The organism is Citromicrobium bathyomarinum, assembly GCF_038594485.1.
Lineage (GTDB): Bacteria > Pseudomonadota > Alphaproteobacteria > Sphingomonadales > Sphingomonadaceae > Alteriqipengyuania > Alteriqipengyuania bathyomarina_A.
Genome location: NZ_JBCFZG010000001.1, coordinates 600,531 through 620,792, shown reverse-complemented (window position 1 = coordinate 620,792; position 20,262 = coordinate 600,531). Strand labels below are relative to the sequence as shown.

The 20,262-nt window shown below is 64.5% G+C and carries 14 protein-coding genes; 4 read left to right on the top strand and 10 right to left on the bottom strand.

All coding sequences use genetic code 11. From position 1 onward, the window contains the following. From AAG591_RS03070 to AAG591_RS03060, 3 genes are all read right to left on the bottom strand, one after another. Positions 1-3,672, bottom strand: coding sequence for an error-prone DNA polymerase (locus AAG591_RS03070; protein ID WP_342529489.1), 3,672 nt, complete (start codon positions 3,670-3,672; stop codon positions 1-3). A 125-nt stretch (positions 3,673-3,797) separates the two neighbouring features. Next, a complete protein-coding gene (locus tag AAG591_RS03065) occupies positions 3,798-5,255 on the bottom strand; it encodes a UdgX family uracil-DNA binding protein (protein WP_342529488.1) in 1,458 nt (485 codons plus the stop codon). Continuing rightward, the gene (locus AAG591_RS03060) at positions 5,252-6,493 is read right to left on the bottom strand and encodes a putative DNA modification/repair radical SAM protein (protein WP_342529487.1); all 1,242 of its coding nucleotides are present in this window, start codon (positions 6,491-6,493) and stop codon (positions 5,252-5,254) included. The genes AAG591_RS03065 and AAG591_RS03060 overlap by 4 nt, the downstream gene beginning before the upstream one ends. 160 nt (positions 6,494-6,653) lie before the next feature. On the opposite strand from AAG591_RS03060, the gene AAG591_RS03055 reads away from it, so the two are divergent. Beyond that, on the top strand, positions 6,654-6,968 hold the full coding sequence (locus tag AAG591_RS03055; RefSeq protein ID WP_342529486.1) for a hypothetical protein: 315 nt from the start codon (positions 6,654-6,656) through the stop codon (positions 6,966-6,968). 10 nt (positions 6,969-6,978) lie between these two features. Here AAG591_RS03055 and AAG591_RS03050 read toward each other — a convergent pair whose 3' ends face one another. After that, entirely contained in the window at positions 6,979-8,676 is a 1,698-nt protein-coding gene (locus AAG591_RS03050) for a DUF6504 family protein (protein ID WP_342529484.1), read from the bottom strand. A gap of 11 nt (positions 8,677-8,687) precedes the next feature. Further along, positions 8,688-9,545 (bottom strand): hypothetical protein, encoded by an 858-nt coding sequence (locus AAG591_RS03045; RefSeq protein WP_342529482.1) that lies wholly within the window; start codon positions 9,543-9,545, stop codon positions 8,688-8,690. Between the two features lie 117 nt (positions 9,546-9,662). Between AAG591_RS03045 and AAG591_RS03040 the strand changes: the two genes are divergently transcribed. Next, on the top strand, positions 9,663-10,148 hold the full coding sequence (locus tag AAG591_RS03040; RefSeq protein WP_342529481.1) for a pyridoxamine 5'-phosphate oxidase family protein: 486 nt from the start codon (positions 9,663-9,665) through the stop codon (positions 10,146-10,148). A 62-nt stretch (positions 10,149-10,210) separates the two neighbouring features. Here AAG591_RS03040 and AAG591_RS03035 read toward each other — a convergent pair whose 3' ends face one another. Next, positions 10,211-11,791, bottom strand: a complete 1,581-nt coding sequence (locus AAG591_RS03035) for an amino acid permease (RefSeq protein ID WP_342529480.1) — start codon at positions 11,789-11,791, stop codon at positions 10,211-10,213. Positions 11,792-11,889: 98 nt separating this feature from the next. After that, complete coding sequence (locus tag AAG591_RS03030) at positions 11,890-13,428, bottom strand: sodium-dependent transporter (protein WP_342529479.1); 1,539 nt, start codon at positions 13,426-13,428, stop codon at positions 11,890-11,892. 21 nt (positions 13,429-13,449) lie between these two features. Here AAG591_RS03030 and panB point away from each other — a divergent pair, with 21 nt between their 5' ends. Together panB and AAG591_RS03020 are read left to right on the top strand one after the other, a co-directional pair. After that, a complete protein-coding gene (gene panB / locus AAG591_RS03025; RefSeq protein ID WP_342529478.1) occupies positions 13,450-14,322 on the top strand; it encodes a 3-methyl-2-oxobutanoate hydroxymethyltransferase in 873 nt (290 codons plus the stop codon). A gap of 12 nt (positions 14,323-14,334) precedes the next feature. Continuing rightward, on the top strand, positions 14,335-15,393 hold the full coding sequence (locus AAG591_RS03020; protein WP_342529477.1) for a DUF475 domain-containing protein: 1,059 nt from the start codon (positions 14,335-14,337) through the stop codon (positions 15,391-15,393). Here AAG591_RS03020 and prsR read toward each other — a convergent pair. The 3 genes from prsR to AAG591_RS03005 are packed head-to-tail and all read right to left on the bottom strand — an operon-like array spanning position 15,390 to position 20,259. Continuing rightward, positions 15,390-16,766 (bottom strand): PEP-CTERM-box response regulator transcription factor, encoded by a 1,377-nt coding sequence (gene prsR, locus AAG591_RS03015; RefSeq protein ID WP_342529476.1) that lies wholly within the window; start codon positions 16,764-16,766, stop codon positions 15,390-15,392. The genes AAG591_RS03020 and prsR overlap by 4 nt on opposite strands. Then, complete coding sequence (prsK, locus tag AAG591_RS03010; RefSeq protein WP_342529475.1) at positions 16,766-18,874, bottom strand: XrtA/PEP-CTERM system histidine kinase PrsK; 2,109 nt, start codon at positions 18,872-18,874, stop codon at positions 16,766-16,768. The genes prsR and prsK overlap by 1 nt, the downstream gene beginning before the upstream one ends. Beyond that, positions 18,874-20,259 (bottom strand): TIGR03013 family XrtA/PEP-CTERM system glycosyltransferase, encoded by a 1,386-nt coding sequence (locus AAG591_RS03005; RefSeq protein ID WP_342529474.1) that lies wholly within the window; start codon positions 20,257-20,259, stop codon positions 18,874-18,876. Before AAG591_RS03005 ends, prsK begins: the two co-directional genes overlap by 1 nt. Positions 20,260-20,262: the final 3 nt, after the last annotated feature.

Below are 20,262 nucleotides of genomic sequence, written 5' to 3'. Positions count from 1 at the left end.
TCAATGAAAGTCGCGCGACTTGGGAATGATCCGGACATTGCGAGGGTGCCCGCCGGTATTGGGCAATTCGTCGATCAGGTCGCGCGGCCGGATGGCACTCTGATGGGCAGGATCGTCGGCCCCCTGACGCAAGTCATCGCGCGGATTGATCTTCCCGCTCGGTAGCGGGCTGTTCACGTGGTCCGCGCGTGCCAGCTGGTATTGCAGCGTATCGTCCGACAGGCGCGAGAGCATGTGCGTCGCGTCGGTCATATGCTGGGCGATGACGTGGATCACCTCGTCATCATACTCGACCCGGCCGCGCACCTCCATCAGCCGCGCGCCCATTACCACCTTGCGCTGCTTTTCCTTGAGATCGGGCCACACGACCAGGTTCACCACCCCCGTCTCGTCCTCCAGCGTGATGAAGCACACCCCCTTGGCACTGCCCGGCCGCTGGCGGATCAGCACCACGCCTGCAACCTGCACCATGCTGCGAAACTTGCGCTCGCGCAGGTCGCACGCACGCACGAAGCCGCGCTCGGCAAGGTCTGCACGCAGGAACGCCATCGGGTGCGCCTTCAGGCTGAGCCGGGTGGTCTGGTAATCGGCGACCACTTCTTCGCTGAGCGGCATGAGGGGCAGCGCGGTGCGCGCCTTCTCCGCCCCCTCGTCACGCTCCGCCGCCGCGCGGAACAGCGGCAGGTCGGGCGCGGCGATCAGGCTGCGCGCGTCCCACAGCGCCTGACGGCGCGGCAGATTGAGCGACTGGAAGGCATCGGCGCTGGCAAGCCGCTCGACATGCGAGGGGGAAAGCCCCGCGCGGTCGCGCAGTTCGGCGACGTCGCGGTAGGGGCCGCGCTCTACCCGCTCGGCGACCAGCTTTGCCGCGATATGCTCGGGTAGGCCGTCGATCTGGCGCAGGCCGAGACGAAGCGCGATGTGGCGGTCGAGCCTTCCTCGATCCTCACCGCCACGGGGAGGGGGACCATCCGCAGGATGGTGAAGGGGCACGGGTGCAGTTTCGAACGATGCCCATCCCCCATGCTTCGCGCGGTCACCCTTCCCCGGTGGGGGAGGAATGTCCTCCAGCGTACAATCCCAGTCCGAGCAGTTCACATCCGCCGCCAGCACGCCGACGCCATGCTCGGCCGCATCGCGCACGATCTGTGCGGGGGCGTAGAAGCCCATCGGCTGCGAGTTGAGCAGCGCGCAGGCGAAGGCCGCCGGGAAGTGGCACTTGAGCCAGCTGGAGACGTAGACGAGGTGCGCGAAGCTGGCCGCATGGCTCTCGGGAAAGCCGTACTCACCAAAGCCGCGGATCTGGTTGAAGCACCGCTCGGCAAAGTCGCGGTCGTAGCCGCGGTTCACCATCCGCTCGACCATCATGTCTTGCAGTTCGTCCACCATCCCGCGGCTGCGGAAGGTCGCCATCGCCTTGCGCAAGCGGTTTGCTTCGAGGCTGGAAAATTTCGCGGCATCGAGCGCGATTTTCATCGCCTGTTCCTGGAAGATCGGCACGCCGAGCGTGCGTTCGAGAATGCTTGATAGCTCGTCCGGGGGCCCATGCCGCGGGCTCGGCGCGGGGATCACCACCTGTTCGGCACCCCGGCGCCGCTTCAGATAGGGATGCACCATGTCGCCCTGGATCGGGCCGGGCCGCACGATCGCAACCTGAATGACGAGGTCGTAGAACTCGCGCGGGCGCAGGCGCGGGAGCATGTTCATCTGCGCGCGGCTTTCGACCTGGAATACGCCCAGCGAATCCCCCTTGCGCAGCATCGCGTAGGTCTCCGGGTCTTCGCGCGGCACGGTGGCGAGTTGCAGCGGGCGCTGGTGGTGATCCTCCAGCAGATCGAAGCACTTCTTGATGCAGGTCAGCATGCCCAGCGCCAGCACATCGACCTTGAGGATGCCCAGCGCCTCGATATCGTCCTTGTCCCATTCGATGAAGCTACGATCGGGCATCGCGCCGTTGCCCACCGGCACGGTCTCGATCAGGTCGCCCTGCGTGAGAATAAACCCGCCGACATGCTGCGAGAGATGTCGCGGCATTCCAATCATTTGCTGCGTGAGTTTGAGAACACGTTTGAGGTGCGGATCGGTGACGTCCATGCCCGTTTCCGTCACATGTTTCTCGCCGATCTCGCGCCCCCAGCCACCCCAGACGGTGCGCGCGAGCGAGGCCGTGACGTCTTCCGACAGACCCATCGCCTTGCCCACCTCGCGGATCGCCATGCGCGGGCGGTAGTGGATGACGGTGGCGCACAGCCCGGCGCGGTGGCGGCCATATTTGCGATAGAGGTATTGGATCACTTCCTCACGCCGCTCGTGCTCGAAATCGACGTCGATATCGGGCGGCTCCTTGCGCTCCTCGGAAATGAAGCGGTCGAACAGCAGCGCGTGCTTGGCCGGATCGACGCTGGTGATGCCGAGTACGTAGCAAACCGCGGAATTGGCCGCGCTGCCGCGCCCCTGGCACAAGATCGGCGGATCAACGCCGGTCCGCGCGAAATCGACGATATCCTTGATAGTCAGGAAATAGCGCGCAAGATCGAGCTTGCCGATCAGCGCCAGCTCTTTCTCAAGCGTTGCACGAACAGTTTCCGGCAAGCCACTGGGATAGCGTCTTTTTGCGCCCTCCCAAGTCTCCTGTTCCAGGAAAGCCTGCGGGGCCATGCCATCGGGCAGGATCTCATCCGGATATTCGTATTGCAACTCGTCGAGCGAGAAGTCGCAGGCATCGGCGATATCGCGTGACGTCATGATGGCATGAGGCCAGCGGGCGAACAGACGAACCATGTCTTGCGGCGATTTCAGGTGCCGCTCGGCATTGGCATGGAGCAGTTGCCCGGCGGCCTCGACGGTCGTCTTGTGACGGATTGCCGTCATGACGTCATTGAGCGGACGGCGCTCTGGCGTGTGATAATGCACGTCGTTCGTGGCGAGCAGCGCGAGGCCGTGCGCGCGCGCCATGGCGTCGAGCCGGTCGATCCGCGCGATGTCGTCCCCACGATAGAGGTAGGCGGCAGCAAGGTGGCGCAGCGTCGGCAATTGTGCGGTCAGGTGCGGGAGGAGCTGCGGGAAAGGTGCAGTCAGCTCCACCTTGCCGTCATCCTGGACCTGCTCCGGGGTCTCGCCTCCCTGCTGCCGCTCCGACGAAGGCGTACGGAAGGGGACCACATTGCTCGGCACCGCAATCGTGAACCGCGCCTCCAGATCGTCGGGCGGCAGCAGGATCAGCTGCACACCCTCGCTGTGCGCGACGAGCATGGCGAGGTCGATCTCGCACACGCCCTTGTCCTGCCACTCGCCCGAAAGCGTCTGCATCCGGCCATGGCTGATCAGGCGGCACAGGCGACCGTAGGCGGCGCGGTCCTTCGGGTAGGCGAGGAAGGCGAGACCTTCGGCGGTCTCTATCCGGCAGCCGATTACCGGGCGCAGCTTGAGCGTCTTCGCCTCGGTATGCATGCGTACTACGCCCGCCATCGTGTTGGCATCGGCAATGCCGAGCGCATCGTAGCCGAGCGCACGCGCCGTCAGCGCGAGATCGACCACATCCGAACTCCCGCGCAGGAAGCTGAAGCAGGAGACGAGGCCAAGCTCGACGAAAGGCGCACGCGGCGGCGGATCGATCCCCTCGGGGTCGACCTCTATCCGGCGCTTGTCGGGGGTGAGCGGTGCTTCGGGCATCGGTGCGGCTCCCGCCCCTCCCCGTCATTCCCGCGAAGGCGGGAATCCAGCTTTTCTCGGCGCACAGACCTGCAAAAAAAGCTGGACCCCCGCCTTCGCGGGGGTGCCGGGATAGAGGAAGTTGCTCACTGCCCGACCAACTCCCCCAACCGCGCCCGTACCGCCGCAAGATCGGCATCGAACAGCGCAGCCTGCTTCTCGCGCGCCTCGCCATCGAGACGCAGCAGGTAGGACGGGTGCGCGGTGACCCACAGCTCGCTGCCGTCGTCGAGCGGGATCGGTGCCCCGCGAACCTTGGAAATACTCACCGTCTTGCCCAGCAGCCCGCGCGCCGCGCTCGCCCCCATCGCCAGCACCAGCTTCGGCTTCACCAGTTCGCGCTCGCCCTCGATCCACCAGCGGCAGGTGTCGATTTCCTTGGCAGTGGGCGACTGGTGGAGCCGGCGCTTGCCGCGCCCAGAGGCCTTGATCGTGAATTTGAAGTGCTTGACCGCGTTGGTGACATAGGCGGCGCTGCGGTCGATCCCTGCGCGCTCCAGATGCACATCGAGCAGCTGTCCGGCGGGCCCGACGAAGGGTCGCCCCTCCATATCCTCGTGATCGCCAGGCTGCTCGCCGACGATCATCAGGGCCGCACCTGACGGCCCCTCGCCCATCACCGCCTGGTTATCGAGGCAACCGATCGGGCATTTGCGACACTGCCTTATCGCTTCGCCGATCGCCGCAAGACTTTCCGGCCGTTCCTCGAATTCCAGTCCCCCCGCCGCCACCATCGCGCTTTCGCGCTGCTGCGCGCCTGCGATCAATTCCGGGATGAGCGCGGCTTCGGGCAGGTTCTTCCAGTATTTGCGCGGCATTTCGGAGAGCATCGCCCCCACTTTCAGCCGCGCCGGATTGAAGATCGAGGCGTAATAGGTGCGCCACAGATCCTCGACCGGGTCGCCGTGGGGCGCGTCGCTCTTCTGCGCGGGCGGGCCTTCGCGCATCGTCTCGCCATCCCAGTGCAGCGTGCCCTGCGGGGTCAGGATCGACCAGCGCATGCTCGCGAAGCGGCGCCGGAAGAAGCCCGCATTGGCACGCAGGATATGATGCTCGGGCTCGAACCAGGCGACGTAATGGTCGCCATCCTCTTCCTCGATCTGCCGAAAGCGGACGAAGGCATGCATCTTGTGACTGTCGCGCCGCACGTTCTTGTCGAGTTCCTCGACGCGGCGGACATCGGGATCGGCCTTGTCCTCCATGATTCGCGGATTGCGCTGGAGCCGCCAGAGCAGGCGGTAGAGTAGCGCAAAACGCTGCGGGTCGCGGTGCAGCGCGGTGTTCTTCGCAAGGCTCAGGTAGCGTTTGCTCGCCCGCACCGGCGGCGCGTCGGCGGGCGGCTCGGGCAGGCGCATGCCATCGCCAGAAGCCGATTGCGCGAACAGATCCCCGCTGCCGCCCGGTTCGACCCAGACAACCTTGTCTGGCGGGATATCGCACTGGATCAGCGAGCGTGCCCGCTCGCGCCAGAAGGCGAAGTCGTCGCTGCGCGGCAATTGCACGGTGTAGTGCGCGTGCGGGCGGACGTGCTGAAGCGCGGTCATGCCGCGAACAGCTCAAGTTGCTCGGCCTTGGGCGCGAGAAGCGCGCGCAAATCCGCGCGGTCGGTCAGCAGCGTGGGCCGCCAGTCGACGGTGCAGATGAAGGGCCGCACCTTGGTGATTGAGACGGTCAGCCGCGCTACATCGTCCAGTCTCAGCGTGCGGTGACGGCGCGAGGCGAGGATGCGCTGCACCGCCTTCACCCCCAGCCCCGGCACGCGCAACAAGTCCTCGCGGCTCGCGCGGTTCACATCGACCGGGAAGCGTTCGCGGAATTTCAGCGCCCAGGCGAGCTTGGGATCGATATCGAGCGGCAGGTTCCCGTCGGCTTCGGTCGCCTGCATGATCTCCTGCGGGCGGTAATCGTAGAACCGCATCAGCCAGTCCGACTGGTAGAGCCGGTGCTCGCGGATCAGCGGCGGGCGCTTCAGCGGCAGCACGGCCGAGGCATCGGGAATTGGCGAGAAGGCGCTGTAATAGACGCGGCGCAGGCCGAAACTGTCGTACAATCGGCTCGCGCGGCCCACGATATCCGCATCGCTTGCCGCATCGGCACCAACGATCATCTGCGTCGACTGGCCCGCCGGAGCGAAGCGCGGCGCGTGCTTGAAGCGCTTCTTCGCGTCCTTCGCCTCGACGATATCGCTGCTGGTCTTGCCGAGCGCGCCTTCGATCTGGCGCGCATCCTTGTCCGGCGCGAGACGCGTCAGCCCCGCATCGGTCGGCAGTTCGACATTGATCGAGACGCGATCGGCGTAGAACCCGGCGCGGTGGATGATCTCCGGGTCCGCCTCGGGGATCGTCTTGAGGTGGATATAGCCGCGAAAATCATACTCTTCGCGCAGGATGCGCGCGGCCTCCACGATCATCTCCATCGTGTGATCGCTGCTCTTGATGATGCCTGATGAGAGGAACAGCCCCTCGATATAATTGCGACGGTAGAAGCTGATCGTCAGGTCCGCGACCTCCTGCGGCGTGAAACGCGCGCGCTGCACGTTCGAGCTCTTGCGGTTGATGCAGTAGTGGCAATCGAAGATGCAGTGGTTGGTCAGCAGTATCTTCAGAAGAGAGATGCAGCGGCCGTCGGGCGCGTAGGCGTGGCAGATGCCCATACCCTCGGTCGATCCGATCCCGCCCTTGGTGCTGTTGCGCTTCGCGGTGCCGGACGAGGCGCAGGACGCATCGTACTTGGCCGCATCGGCAAGGATTTTCAGCCGGTCGAGAATTGGTGCAACGCCCATGCGTTCTTTATATGTTCTTGCTTATGGATTGACTAGCCCTTCCCTCGCGGCTCGTGCAAAAATTCCTCTTATCAAATGTTTGTCCACTTATTCACAGGCGGGCATGGGACCTTGCCCTTGGCCTGCAATGCGCGCATGATTGCCCTGGAGGAGAGGCATTATGGACGATCTTTCGATCAATTCCGCCCTGGCCAGTCGCCTTTGGCGCGTGGCCCTGTGGGGCTCTGTTGTCGCCATTCTCATCGCTCCGCTGGTCGCAATGCAGTTCACCGGCGAGGTTCACTGGACGCCGTTCGATTTCGCGGTCGCGGCTGCGCTGCTGGGCGCGACTGCGCTGGCTATAGAACTGGCGATCCGTGTGATCGGTCGCCCGACTTTCTGCGTCGTGGCGGTACTCGGCATCCTGCTGGCGCTGGTGCTGGTCTGGGCCGAGCTGGCGGTGGGCATCTTCGGCACGCCTTTCGCAGGGCACTGACGCGCCCGGATCAAGCGTACAGCCCCTGCAGGAACCATTCGGGCGCGCCCCCGCGCCCGTCGCCCGCGATCCCGTAGCGATAGATCCAGTAGCGCCGCCCGGTGTCGTCCTCGATCCGGTAGTAATCGCGCAGCCGCGCCGTACCGCGCTCGCGCCACCACTCGGGCGCAATCCGTTCGGGGCCCTCGACCCGCGCGATCTCGTGCACCTCGCCGCGCCAGCGGAACCGCTGCGGCAGGCCATCGGGCGTGGCGTAAAGCACCGCGATCGCCTCTGCCCGGTCGAGCAGCTTGAGCGGGCGCGCATGGAACCGCAGACTCTCCTGCGAAGGCGGCTCGGGGTCGAGCGCGGGCTGCCAGCCTTGCGACCGTTCGGGCAGGTGGCTTCCCTTCAGCACCGGACGGCGCACCGCCTTGGGGCCAAGGCGCGTGGTCAGCCGGTCGACGAAGGCGGCGAGCGAGGTGCCGTGGCGCTGCGCGGCGGCTTCGATATCGGCCTGGTTCGCGGGGAGCGGTTCGGCCCAGCTCGCGCGCAGGCGAACCAGCTCGATCCCGAAGCCCGCGTCGATATCGTCCAGCTTTTCGCCGAACAGCCGCACGATATGCGCCGCATCGCGCGTCGCGGCGGCGAGTTCGAGCGTCTTGACGGCAACCTCTCCGTCGACTCTCCACAGGCCGAGGTCGAGGCGGCGCGCGCCCTGCCCCGCGCCTTCGAGCTCGCGGACCATGTCTGCGGCAAGATCGCCCAGCACGGTGTCGAGCAGCGCGCGGTGGCGGATCGGCTCCATCAGCCGCCGCTGCACCAGCGGCACCTGCCGCGGCACCACCGGCAACAGCGGTTCGGGCACGCGGCCGAGCAACTGGTCCATCCGCACCAGCGGATTGGCGGCGGGCGACTTGCGATTGCGGAACCGGCGGTGGAGCGCATCGCGGCCCACCGTACCCAGTTCACCCAGCCGCTTGAGGCCGAGCCGCCGCAGCACGGTGAGCACATCGTCGTCGAGCCGCAGCGCCGCCACGGGCAGGTCGGACAGGCGCGCTTCCATCCATGAAGCATCGCGCGGGGCATCACGCCCTCCCCCGTCATCGCGAGGGGCGCAGCCCCGTGGCGATCCAGGGCGGTTGCGCTCGCTGCTCTGGATTGCCGCGCTCCCTCCGGTCGCTCGCAATGACGAGGGAGAAGGTGGCGCGAGAATGCTGCGATCCGGCCCGTAATGCGCCAGTGCCCACGCCGCGCCTGCGGTGGGTGCGATGGCAGCGCGGATCGCGAAGCCGCGTGTGTCGAAGGCATGGTGGACGTCCGCCAGCAGCTTCGCCTCGCCGCCGAACAGATGCGCGACCGCCGTTACATCGACCAGCAGCCCGTCGGGCGGATCGAGCGCGGACCATGGGCCCCAGCGCATGGCCCATGCCGCGAGCTTCTCCAGTTCGGCGAGATCGCCCGCCGGATCGGCCGGCACGGCGACGATCGAGGGGCACAGCGTGCGCGCATCGGCGAGCATGGTGCCGATCCGCGCGCCTGCATTGCGCGCCGCGATGTTGGCGGACTGGATGCGCGGGCCGTGCGCGGTCTCGGTAATCAGGACCAGCGGCTGCGCGTCCGCACCTTCGCCCCGCGTGCAGCCTTCACCAAGCCGCCAGCGATCGATCGCGAAAGCCGCGAGCCAGATCGAAAGGATGCGGCGGGAGGAGCCCTGCTCCCTCCCCATAGCCACCTCTATTACCGTTCGCCCTGAGCTTGTCGAAGGGCTGCCCTTTCTTCAGGTGTCGCGCCCACCAAAGTGAAAGACAGTGCTTCGACAGGCTCAGCACGAACGGAAATCTTTGGGTTCACCAGATTGCGATGTCTTGCCCTGCGGATGGGAATCGGGCGGATTTCCGGAGTATTGCCTCGCTCTACCACCAATCGCCCCGCATCCTCGCTCAGCCGCCACGTGCCCGGCGGATGGCTGCGCGCGCGGAACAGTTCGGCCTGCCATGCAGGCACGCCCGGTGCCTGACGGTTCCACTGGGGACGAGCGGAAGGCGCAGCCTGCACCGCCCAGCGCTGCCTTGCGGAGGAAAGGTCGCGCGTCCCGTCGAGCCGCACCAGCGTCAACGGGATGCCATGCCGCTCCGCCGCCAGCGTCAGCCGGCGCGAGGCGGTGAAATCGAGCGCGCGGGGGCTGCCCACGATCTCGCCGATCACGAAGGCGATGTCGCGGCAGCGCACCGCCTCTTCCAGCGCAAACAGCGCGTCCTCATCCTTCTCGGCAATCACATGGATCAGGCGGTGGCGGATTTCCGGCGGCAGGCCGGGGCGAAACGGGCGACCGCCGCGCTTCACTGCGGCGCGGGTCTGCACCCATACCACGCCACGGCGATCCTCCACCTCTTCGCCCTCCGCACGCGGGCGGGAGCGCCACGCATCGAGCGCGAGCGCCAATGCCGCGCCTGCCCCGCTGCCCTCGCACCCCGAGGCGAAGATCTCGCTCTGCGCGACGGCGCCCAGCCCCGGGCGCCAGCGTTCAGCCTGCGAAACGGAGGCAAGGTCGGCGGCGGTATCGAATGCATCAGGGATCATGGCGGAACGACTCATCTGTTCCACTTATGTTCCCTTTTGCACCCAACCGCAAGCACCCGCTGACTACCGCCCTTGGGCCCCTGTCGAAACCATCTCCCCCACTTGTTCGTTGCCAAAACAAAGGAGATCACAATGAGATACAACGAAGGCAAAGCCGACGAACTGCGCGAGAAATTCTGGAAGGCGCTGGCCGACAGCCCCTACCTGTTCCTCCAGCTCGACACCGATCCGAAAAGCGCTGTCCCCATGTCGCCGCAGCTCGACAAGGATGCCAACAGCTCGATCTGGTTCTTCACCCATACCAAGAGCGATTTCGCCAAGCTGGGTGCGGCGACCGCCACGTTCGAGGGCGAGGATCACAAGATGTTCGCGCGCTTCCATGGCACGCTGACCAAGGAAACCAGTGAGGAGCGGTTCGACCAGTTCTGGAATAACTTCGTCGAGGCCTGGTACGATGGCGGCAAGGATGATCCCGACATTCTGTTCCTGCGCATGGATCTGGGCAACGCGGAAATCTGGAACGGCGACATGGGCCTGCTAGATGTGGCCAAGATGGCGCTCGGCATGACCGTCCATGACGACGCGGAAGAAAAGCACGTCAAGGAAACGTCGCTCTAAGCGATCACTCCCAACCAAAAAAAGGGGCGCGACCAGAAAGGTTGCGCCCCCTTTTTCATTTATCAGGCAGACGGCGGGTCGATCGGCACCATCGTCTCCTCGCCCGACACATCGTCGACCACTTCGACGATCCCACGCGCCAGATGGCTGCGCGAACGGCTGTAGGCGAAGTAGATCACGATGCCGAGCAGACCCCATCCGGGCAGGAACAGCATCGCCTCGTACGGCAGGTTGAGGAACAGGAACACACAGCCCGCAATCGTCAGCGGCGCAATCAGCCACGCGGCCGGCACCCGGAAGGACCGCTTGCGCTCAGGATCACGGCTGCGCAGCACGAGCAACGCAATCGCCACCATCATGAACGCATAGAGCGTGCCCGCGTTGGAGATATCCGCCAGCTTGCCGACCGGGAAGAATGCTGCGCCTATGGCCACGGCACCGCCCGTCAGCATGGTCACGATATGCGGCGTCTTGTACTTCGGATGCACCCGGCTGAGGCTTTCCGGCAGCAACCCGTCGCGCGCCATCACGAAGAAAATGCGCGTCTGGCCGTAGATCAGCACCAGGATCACCGATGGCAGCGCCAGAAATGCCGCGATGCCGAGCAGGTTGCCGATGCTCGACCAGCCGATCTGGCGCAGCACATGCGCCAGCGCCTCGTTCGAGCAGACCAGCGGCAGCTTGTCCGCCGCATAGGTCGCGCACTGGCGTGCGAGCTCTTCCGATCCAGTGGGGAACGGCACGCCGTTCGGCCCCATAATAGGCTGCCCGCCGATCGTCCCAATCGCGCCCGCTGCGACGAGGATGTAGAACACCGTGCAGAACAACAGCGATCCGACGAGGCCGATGGGTACGTTTTTCTGGGGGTTTTTGGTTTCCTCCGCCGCGGTCGAGACCGCATCGAAGCCCACATAGGCGAAGAAGATCGTCGCCGCTGCGCCAACCGCGCCAAGACCCGAGCCGAAGCCGCCGAACACGCCGGCAGGGAGGAAGGGATTGAAATGGCTCGCATCGAAGGAGGGGCTGGTGAAGGTCAGCGCGATGAACGCCGTCAGCGCGGTGACCTTGATCAGCACCAGCACCGCGTTGACCTTGGCACTCTCGCTCGTGCCCACGACCAGCAGGCCGGTGACCAGCAGTGCGATGATCAGCGCGGGCAGGTTGATCAGCCCGCCCGGTGCGCCGCCCAGCGCCAGCGGTCCTGCCGCCAGCCATGGCGGTAGCTGGATTCCGAGAAGCTCGTTAAGGAAAGTCCCGCTGAAATAGCCGGACCAGCCGACCGATACGGCTGCTGCGGCGATCGCGTATTCCATGATCAGCGCCCAGCCCACAGTCCAGGCGAGAAACTCGCCCACGCTGGCGTAGCTGTAGGTGTAGGCAGAACCCGCGACGGGGATCATGGAGGCGATCTCTGCGTAGCAGAGCGCCGCGATGATGCAGACCGCACCTGCGATCGCGAAGGCAAGCATCAGGCCGGGCCCGGCCTTCTGAGCGCCCGCTGCGGTGAGCACGAAAATCCCGGTGCCGATCACGCAGCCGATGCCGAACAGCATCAACTGGAACCAACCGAGAGTGCGATGGAGAGACTTCTTCTCCGCCGTCGCCAGAATGGCATCGAGCGGCTTCACGCGGCCGAAGATCATGGGCGCTTATCCACGGTCCGGAAGCGAGCCCTCCCCGCCCTGCCGACCGCGTCTGCGCCAATATTACAACTCTTTGACCTCGTGAAGCCGAATTTTTCCTAGCCCAGGATGCTGGGGAACAGTCCCGTCACCAGAATGATGGTCACCGCAATGGGGCACAGCCATGCGATCAGGAAGCGCCACAGCGCAAACATGCCTGCCGAAAGGCCGGTTACCTGCTGCACCATTCGCCGGTCGGCGCGCCATCCGACGAATAGCGAAGTCAGCAGCGCGCCCAGCGGCAGCATGACCTTGCCGGTGAACCCGTCGACAGTGTCGAGAATGTCGAGATCGGCAAACAACGGCCAAAAGCCCAGCGGGTGCACGTCTGCCAGCACGTTGTAACCAAGCAGGCAGAATATGCCGATGAGGAACGCGCCCACGCCGAAGACCGTGGCCGAGGTACCCCGCTTCCAGCCCAGCTCCCCGATACCCCACGCCGTCGGCACCTCGAGCAGCGAGATCGAGCTGGTGACCGCCGCCACCAGGATCAGGATGAAGAACAGGAAGCCGATCAGCGCACCAGCAGGCATCGACTGGAAAGCGAAGGGCAGGCTCTGGAACACCAGCGTCGGCCCTGCGGCCGGATCCAGCCCTACCGCGAAGACCACCGGGAAGATCATCAGACCGGCAAGCAGCGCCACACCCGTGTCGGCAACCGCGATCAGTGCTGCAGTGCCGCCGAGCCCATCAGATCCCTTGATGTAGGAGCCGTAGGTGATGAGGCCCGCCACGCCCAGCGAGAGCGAGAACAGCGCCTGGCCCAGCGCGGAATTCATCACCGCAGGCGTCAGCTTGCTCCAGTCCGGCGTGAACAGGAAGGCGAGCGTATCGGTCAGATCGCCGACAATCGCGCCGTAGATCGTGATTCCGACCAGCAGGACGAAGAACATCGGCATCAAAATCGTCGCGGCGGCCTCGATCCCGGAATGCACGCCACGCGCCACAATAAACAGCGTCGCGCCCATGAAACAGAAATGCATTGCGAGCAGCAGGCCGACATTGCCGAACAGGTCGCCCATGCGGCCTTCGATCATCGCCTGGCTCTCACCGGCAAGCGCGCTGCGGAAGGGGTCGCCCGCGCCGATCGCCTGGATCAGATCCGCCCCGAAAACACCGGCGTAGTAGAGCACCCACCCGGCCACGACTGAATAGAAGGACAGGATCAGGAACGCCGCCAGCGCACCAATGCCGCCGAAGATGCTCCACGCTTGCGAAACGTTCGAGTCACGCGCGACCTTGCGAATCGAACCGACCGCGTCGGTCTGGCCAGCGCGGCCGATGAAAATTTCCGAAAGGACGAGCGGCAGACCCAGCAGGAAGACGCAGCCGATATAGAAGATGACGAAGGCACCGCCCCCGCTTTCCCCCGCCAAAGTCGGGAAACGCCAGATGTTTCCCAATCCCACCGCCGCGCCGATGGCGGCGAGGATAAAGGCGGATCGCGAGGACCAACCCTCGCTCGTGCTCGTCGATGTTGCGACCATGAATGTGCTCTCCCTGCGCTGCTTGATCTTGCGCGCATCCGATTTCGGTTGGTCGCGCTTCTGCAATGTTTCTGCCGCTTCGTCGAGGCCCCGGCTTTGCCTTTGTCCCATAGTCGGGCTAGCAGGCGCGCTATGTCGACGACCTTCCAGCTAGATACGGCGACGAGCCGAGCCACCCCCACCCCGCAGCCGATGAAGCGGCTGACAGTGCCGAAAATCCAGAACCGCAAGGCGGATGGCGAGACCAAGCAACCGCTGGTCATGCTCACGGCCTACACCGCGCGGCAGGCACAGCTGCTCGACGAACATTGCGACATCCTGCTGGTGGGCGATTCACTCGGCCAGGTCATCTACGGTCTTCCCTCCACCTTGCAGGTGACGCTCGATATGATGTGCGCGCACGGCGCGGCAGTCGTGCGCGGCAGCTATCATTCGGTGGTAGTGGTCGACATGCCCTTTGGTTCTTACGAAGGGAGTCCGCAGCAGGCGTTCGAGAGCGCCAGCCGGATCATGGCCGAAACCGGTTGTGCGGCGGTCAAGCTGGAAGGCGGCGAGGCGATGGCGGAAACGATTCGCTTCCTCTCGCAGCGCGGCATCCCGGTGATGGCGCATATCGGTCTCACGCCGCAGGCGGTAAACGCGCTGGGCGGGTACGGCGCGCGTGGACGCAGCCAGGAAGAACACGCCAAGATCATCGCCGACGGCAAGGCCGTGCAGGCCGCGGGAGCCTTCTCGGTCGTGGTCGAAGGCGTGGTCGAACCGATCGCCGTATCGCTCACCCAATCGCTCGAAATCCCGGTCATCGGAATTGGCGCCTCTGCCGAGTGCGACGGGCAGGTGCTGGTGGTGGACGATATGCTCGGCATGTTCGAGCGCGTGCCGCGCTTCGTGAAAAAATATGGCAATCTCGCGGATGAAATCACCGACAAGGTGGCCCAATACGCGCAGGATGTTCGCGCGCGCGAATTCCCGACAAAAGACCAGACCTACCAACCCAAGAAATAGGCCGCCCAGGACGTGCAGACCCTTTTCCGGCATTATAGCGGATCGCTGATCTTCACGCTGGTCTGTTTTGCAGCGGCGGCGGCCTATGCGTGGTCGGGATCGGCCGATCTCCAGCAGGTCGCACATGTCCTGTGGATCGTCTTCGTCCTTTCGATCCTCGAAATATCGCTCAGCTTCGATAATGCCGTGGTCAACGCGACCGTGCTGCGCGAGATGGACGAGAAATGGCAGCGCCGCTTTCTCACCTGGGGCATCGTGATTGCGGTTTTCGGGATGCGGATCGTCTTCCCGCTCGCCATTGTGGCGATTGCCGCCAAGCTCGACCCGATTTCGGCGATCAACCTCTCGCTCAACGATCCTGAGCGGTACGAGCAGATCGTGTCCAGCGCGCACATCGGCATTGCCGGGTTCGGCGGCGCGTTCCTGACGATGGTCGGGCTCAACTTCTTCTTCGATGGCGACAAGGACGTCGACTGGATTCGCGGACTGGAGCTGGCACTACGCCGTTTTTCGGAGATCAAGGCGGCGGAAATCGGCATCCTCCTGCTGCTCCTGTATGGCATTTCGACCATTCTGGCGGAAGATGAGGCAATGGTATTCCTCAGCTCCGGCATCCTCGGCATCATCACCTACATCGCGGTCGATGCGGTCGGCTCGCTACTCGACAAAGTCGAACGCAAGAAGATGGCTGCGGGCGCTGTACGATCGGGCATCGGCGGGTTCCTCTACCTCGAAGTGCTCGACGCGAGCTTTTCGTTCGATGGGGTGATCGGGGCCTTCGCCCTGTCCAACAACATGCTCATCATCGCGATCGGCCTGTCTATCGGTGCCATGTTCGTCCGCTCGATGACGGTCCACCTGGTCCGCGCAGGCACGCTGTCGAAATATCGCTTCCTCGAACATGGCGCGTTCTGGGCGATCATCGCGCTGGGCCTGATCATGCTGTTTTCCGCAAAATACCATATTTCGGAGAGCATCACCGGGCTGATCGGTGCGGTCCTGATCGGCATCTCGCTGCTGTGGTCGCTACGCTACAACCGCAAGCATGGCGGGCAGACCGATACGGTCTAGTTCTGCAGGTCGTACTGCTTGAGCAGGTCGTAGAGCGTCGGTCGCGACACGCCGAGCAGCTTTGCACTGCCCGAAATATTGCCCTCGGTTCGCGCAAGCGCGCGGCGGATTACCTGCCGGTCGACCTGTTCGCGAGCGCCTTTGAGATTGAGCGCCTCGTGTAACGAATCTTGCGGCAGATCGAGGTCGAGATCCTCGGCACAGATTAGCTTGCCATCGGCCATGATCACCGCGCGCTTCACGCGGTTTTCGAGCTCGCGAACATTGCCCGGCCACTTGTGCGAGTCGAGCGCCGCAAGCGCGTCGGGCGCGAAGCCCTTTACCTGCGGGTTCATTTCGCGTGCGAAGCGCGTCAGGAACGCCTTGGCCAGCAGGCCTGCATCGCCCGCGCGTTCGGCCAGGGTGGGGATTTTGACCACGATTTCGGCGAGCCGGTAATAGAGGTCTTCACGGAAGGATTGCTCGGCGATCATCGCATCGAGATCGCGGTGGGTGGCGCACACTATGCGCGTATCGACCGGAATAGGCTTGCGCCCGCCGATCCGCTCGATCGTGCGTTCCTGAAGGAAGCGCAGCAGTTTTACCTGCAGGGCAAGCGGGATGTCGCCGACCTCGTCGAGAAACAGCGTGCCGCCATGGGCGGTCTCGATCTTGCCTTCGGTGGTCTTCACGGCTCCCGTAAAGGCGCCCTTCTCGTGCCCGAAAAGCTCGCTTTCCAGAAGGTTCTCCGGAATCGCGGCACAGTTGATCGCCACGAAGGCGCCGTCGCGCCGCGGGCTCGCATCGTGCAGGCCTCGGGCGAGCAGTTCCTTGCCCGTCCCGCTCGCGCCCAGCAGCATGACCGAGGCATCGGTGTTGGCAACACGCTCGATCGTGCGGGCCACCTTCACCATCTCCGGCGCACCCGTAATCAGTGTGCCGAGCACGCGCTTGCTCTTGCCGATTTTCTCGGCAAGGCGGCGGTTCTCGGCCTCGATCCGGTGCAGGTTCAACGCGCGCCCGACGATGAGTTCGAGGGCGGAGAAATCCGCCGGCTTCTGGTAGAAATCGTAAGCCCCCGCCGCGATCGCATCGAGCGCGCTTTCGCGGGCCCCGTGCCCGCTGGCGACGATCACCTTGGTCGATGGCGCGGTCGCCATGATTGCATCGAGCACCGCGAAGCCTTCGCTGGTGCCGTCGGGATCGGGCGGCAGCCCCAGATCGAGCGTGACGACGGGGGGCATTTCCGCCCGCAGGATCGTCAGCGCTTCGTCGCGGGTCGACGCGATAAACACTTCGAACCCCTCGAATGCCCACTTGAGCTGTGTCTGAAGCCCGGCGTCGTCTTCGACAATCAGCAGCTTGGGCCTCGAACCCGTTGAATGATCGCTCATCAGGCAGCCTCTTCGATAGGTTTGGACTCGCCTGCGCTCTCCGCTGCGGCGAGTGGAATTTCGATGGTAAAGCGGGAACCCAGGCCAACACGCGATTGAACCTGCAACCGCCCGCCCATGGCACCGACCAGTTCGCGCGCCTCCAGGGCACCGATGCCGAACCCGTCGACTTTCGAGCTGACGAACGGAGCGAACAGCTTGTCGCGTACGAAGGCCGCATCCATCCCTTCACCGATGTCGGCGATCTCGATCGATGCGCACGAGTCCTCGCTGTGAACCGACACGCATACGGGCGCTTGGGCCGGGCTCGCGTCCACCGCATTCTGGACCAGGTGAACCAGCGCCTGTTCCAACCCTTCGCGATCGCCGTTCACCTCGCAGCCGGAATTTCCAGCGAGTTCAACGCGGTGATGCTGTGCAAAGCGCTTCACGACCTCTTGGGCCAGAATGCCGAGATCAAACCGCTCACGCTTCGCTTCGCGTCCCCTGCCATAGCTGCCGAGACGACGAATCAGCGCATTCAGCTTGTCGGTGCTGGTACCGAGCGTCTTGAGCATGTCCGCCCGGAACGCGGGATTATCCGCATGGCGCTGTGCATTGTGCGAGAGCAGCGAGAGCTGGCTCGCCAGATTCTTGATGTCGTGCAGGACGAAGGCCATCCGGCGATTGAACTCGTCGAACCTTGCCGCATCCATAAGCGCGCGCTGCGTCGCCTGCTCGGACAGGTAGCTGGCCAGCTGTCGGCCGACCACGGTGAGCAGGTCGAAATCTTCCCAATCGAGCTGTCGATCGAGGACGGGCCGCGCGAGAAGCACAGCGCCCTGCAATCGGTCGAAATGACGTAGCGGGACGATCGCCCACGCACGGCTGCTGCTATCGAGCCATGCAGGCAGAGCGTCCGTTTCCCCTGCGACGGACTTTCCCTCGCGCCATTGCTCGAGGTCGATCACGTAGTCGCGGTCGGCAAGCAATTGTACGATCTGGCTCGGCAATTCCCTCCCTTCATCCTCAAGCATCGGCCAGCGCCATGTATCGGTAAGGGAGAGCACTCCTTCACCCTCTACCAGGAACAGAGCGGCCGCAGGGCTCTGGGTAATCTCGGCGACGGCCTGGGGAATGCGCGCGCACAGCGCCGAGCCCTCTTCCGAACCGTGCCCGATGGTGTCGGCCAGCCTCAGCCATTCTGCGCGGTAATCGTATCGATGGCTGAACAGGTGTTTCTGCACCGTCACTTTCAACCACGCGCGAAAGCGCGGGGTCGGAAGCCAGAGCGCCGCGACGGTAAGGAGCGCGACAAGGAAGCCGACCTGGGCCAGCCTCGCCACGTCGGCATCCAGCGCACTCAGGAGACGCGCGAGCCCCGCCATCGCCAGCAGATAGCCCCCGATCAACAAGAGCGAGAGCGAACGAAAGGCGACGTTTCGCGAAGCCTGAAACCGCAAACGCCGCACATCGGCGCCCAGCGCCATGGCGAGCGGCACGCAAACGATCCCGACCACCAGCCCCCTGAGCCCGGCTATTTGCACGGGATAGTCGCCGGTGAACCAGCTCACCGCGTAAAAATTGAGTTCGAACACCCACCAGGCAGACAGCGACAGGGCCACCCACCGCGTGCTTGCGCGATCCTGATGCGAAGCGCCGGTATAAAGATGATGCAGCAGTACCAGCGAACCGATCGCCACCAGCATATGCAGCAATGCCGAAACCTCCAGCGCAGAGGCGGTGAATTCCCGTCCAGGGTTCATCGTGGCACCCACAGCCAGCACGGCGCCTTGCATCAATGTCACGAATACGAGGCTGGCGATGACGAAACGCACCCGCTGCGCGCTTTCCCGGTCGACGCCACCAGCAAACAGTGCGTGGAGCAGTGCCAGCCACGCAAGATTGCGAATGCTCTCCGCAGCCTCCGAAAACAGATTCTCTCCGCCAAGCGCGGCCAATACGCCAGCCCATAACGCGGTGAAGCAGAGCGCAGCCACGCCTGTGATCCGCTCTCGCCGCCACGGCAGCGGGCGCTGCGCAAGCCATAGCGCACCGATGGTGCAGGCGACTGCGCACGCCGTGCTGCCGGCCAGGCCGACGACATTCCAGAGATGGTCACCGACCATCAGCGGGCTCCGGCGGGAAACAGGATGACGCGAAGGGTCTGCAGCAGGATGAGCAGATCGAGGAAAGGCGTATAGTTCTTGGCGTAGTAGAGATCGTATTCGAGCTTGTTCCGCGAATCCTCGATACTGGCACCATAGGGAAAGTTGATCTGCGCCCATCCGGTGATGCCTGGTTTCACCATGTGCCGTTCGGCGTAATAGGGCAGCTTATCCTCCAGATCGTTCACGAAATGCGGTACCTCGGGGCGCGGTCCGACGAAGCTCATCTCGCCCTTCAGCACGCTCCACGTCTGGGGCAGCTCGTCGATCCGAACCTTGCGGATGAAGCGGCCGAGGCGCGTGATCCGCGGATCGTTCTCACACGCCCACTTCGCGCCGTCCTTTTCGGCATCCGTGCGCATTGACCGCAGTTTCACGACCCAGAACGGGCGACCGTAAAGGCCAACGCGCTGTTGCCAGAAGAATGCGGGACCCTTGCTGTCGAGCTTCACCAGCACCGCAAACAGCGCGATCACCGGCAGGGACAGCAAGAGCAGCAGCGCGCCGACCAGAATGTCGAAGGTACGCTTGGCGATGCTCGACCAGCGGCGGCCGGCGGAAAACCCGTCGGAGAAGATCAGCCAGCTGGGGTTGAGCGTATCGAGATCGACGCGCCCGGTCTCGCGTTCGAGGAAGCTGGAAACCTCCTGCACCGGGATGCCGCGCGTTCTCACACGCAACAGATCGGCCAGCGGCAGAGCATTGCGCCGCTCTTCAAGGGCAAGCACGAGTTCGGTCGCCTTCAGGCGTGTGACGTATTCGCCCAGATCTCCGGCATCGTCCCGACCAATAGCTTCGGGGAGGATGCGATGTGCCTCATCCATCGAGATGTAGCCGACGATCGCGAAACCGCTGTCCGGGTCTTCCGACAGGGTTTTCAGACGCGCGGCACGCGAGCCTGCCCCCATCACGACCACACGCCGTTTGAACCGGTCGCGATCGACCGCATGGCTCAGAACCAGACGGGCGAGCCCGATGAGCACTGCCGCCAGGCCCAGCGCGTAGAGCAAGGTCGAACGCCAGAAGCCCATCGTGGGCAGCATGAAGTCCACAACCGCCAGCGCAACTCCGCCGAGCGACAGCGCAACGAGCGCGCGGGCAAACGCGTATCGTGGGCTGCGCAGCGCCTCCGGATTGTAGAGCCCGATGGAAACCAGCGAGAGCCAGCAGACGATAGCGAAGCCGAGGATCGGAGGCAGACGATCAGACCAGGGCCCTGCGTCGATCCCGATCTGGATCGCACGAAGATGCCACGCAAGGTCACCCGCAAGCAGCAGGAGCGCCAGGTCGCACAGCCCGAACAGCAGCACCGCGTGCGGAATATAGTGCTTGAACAGGCGGATCATGCG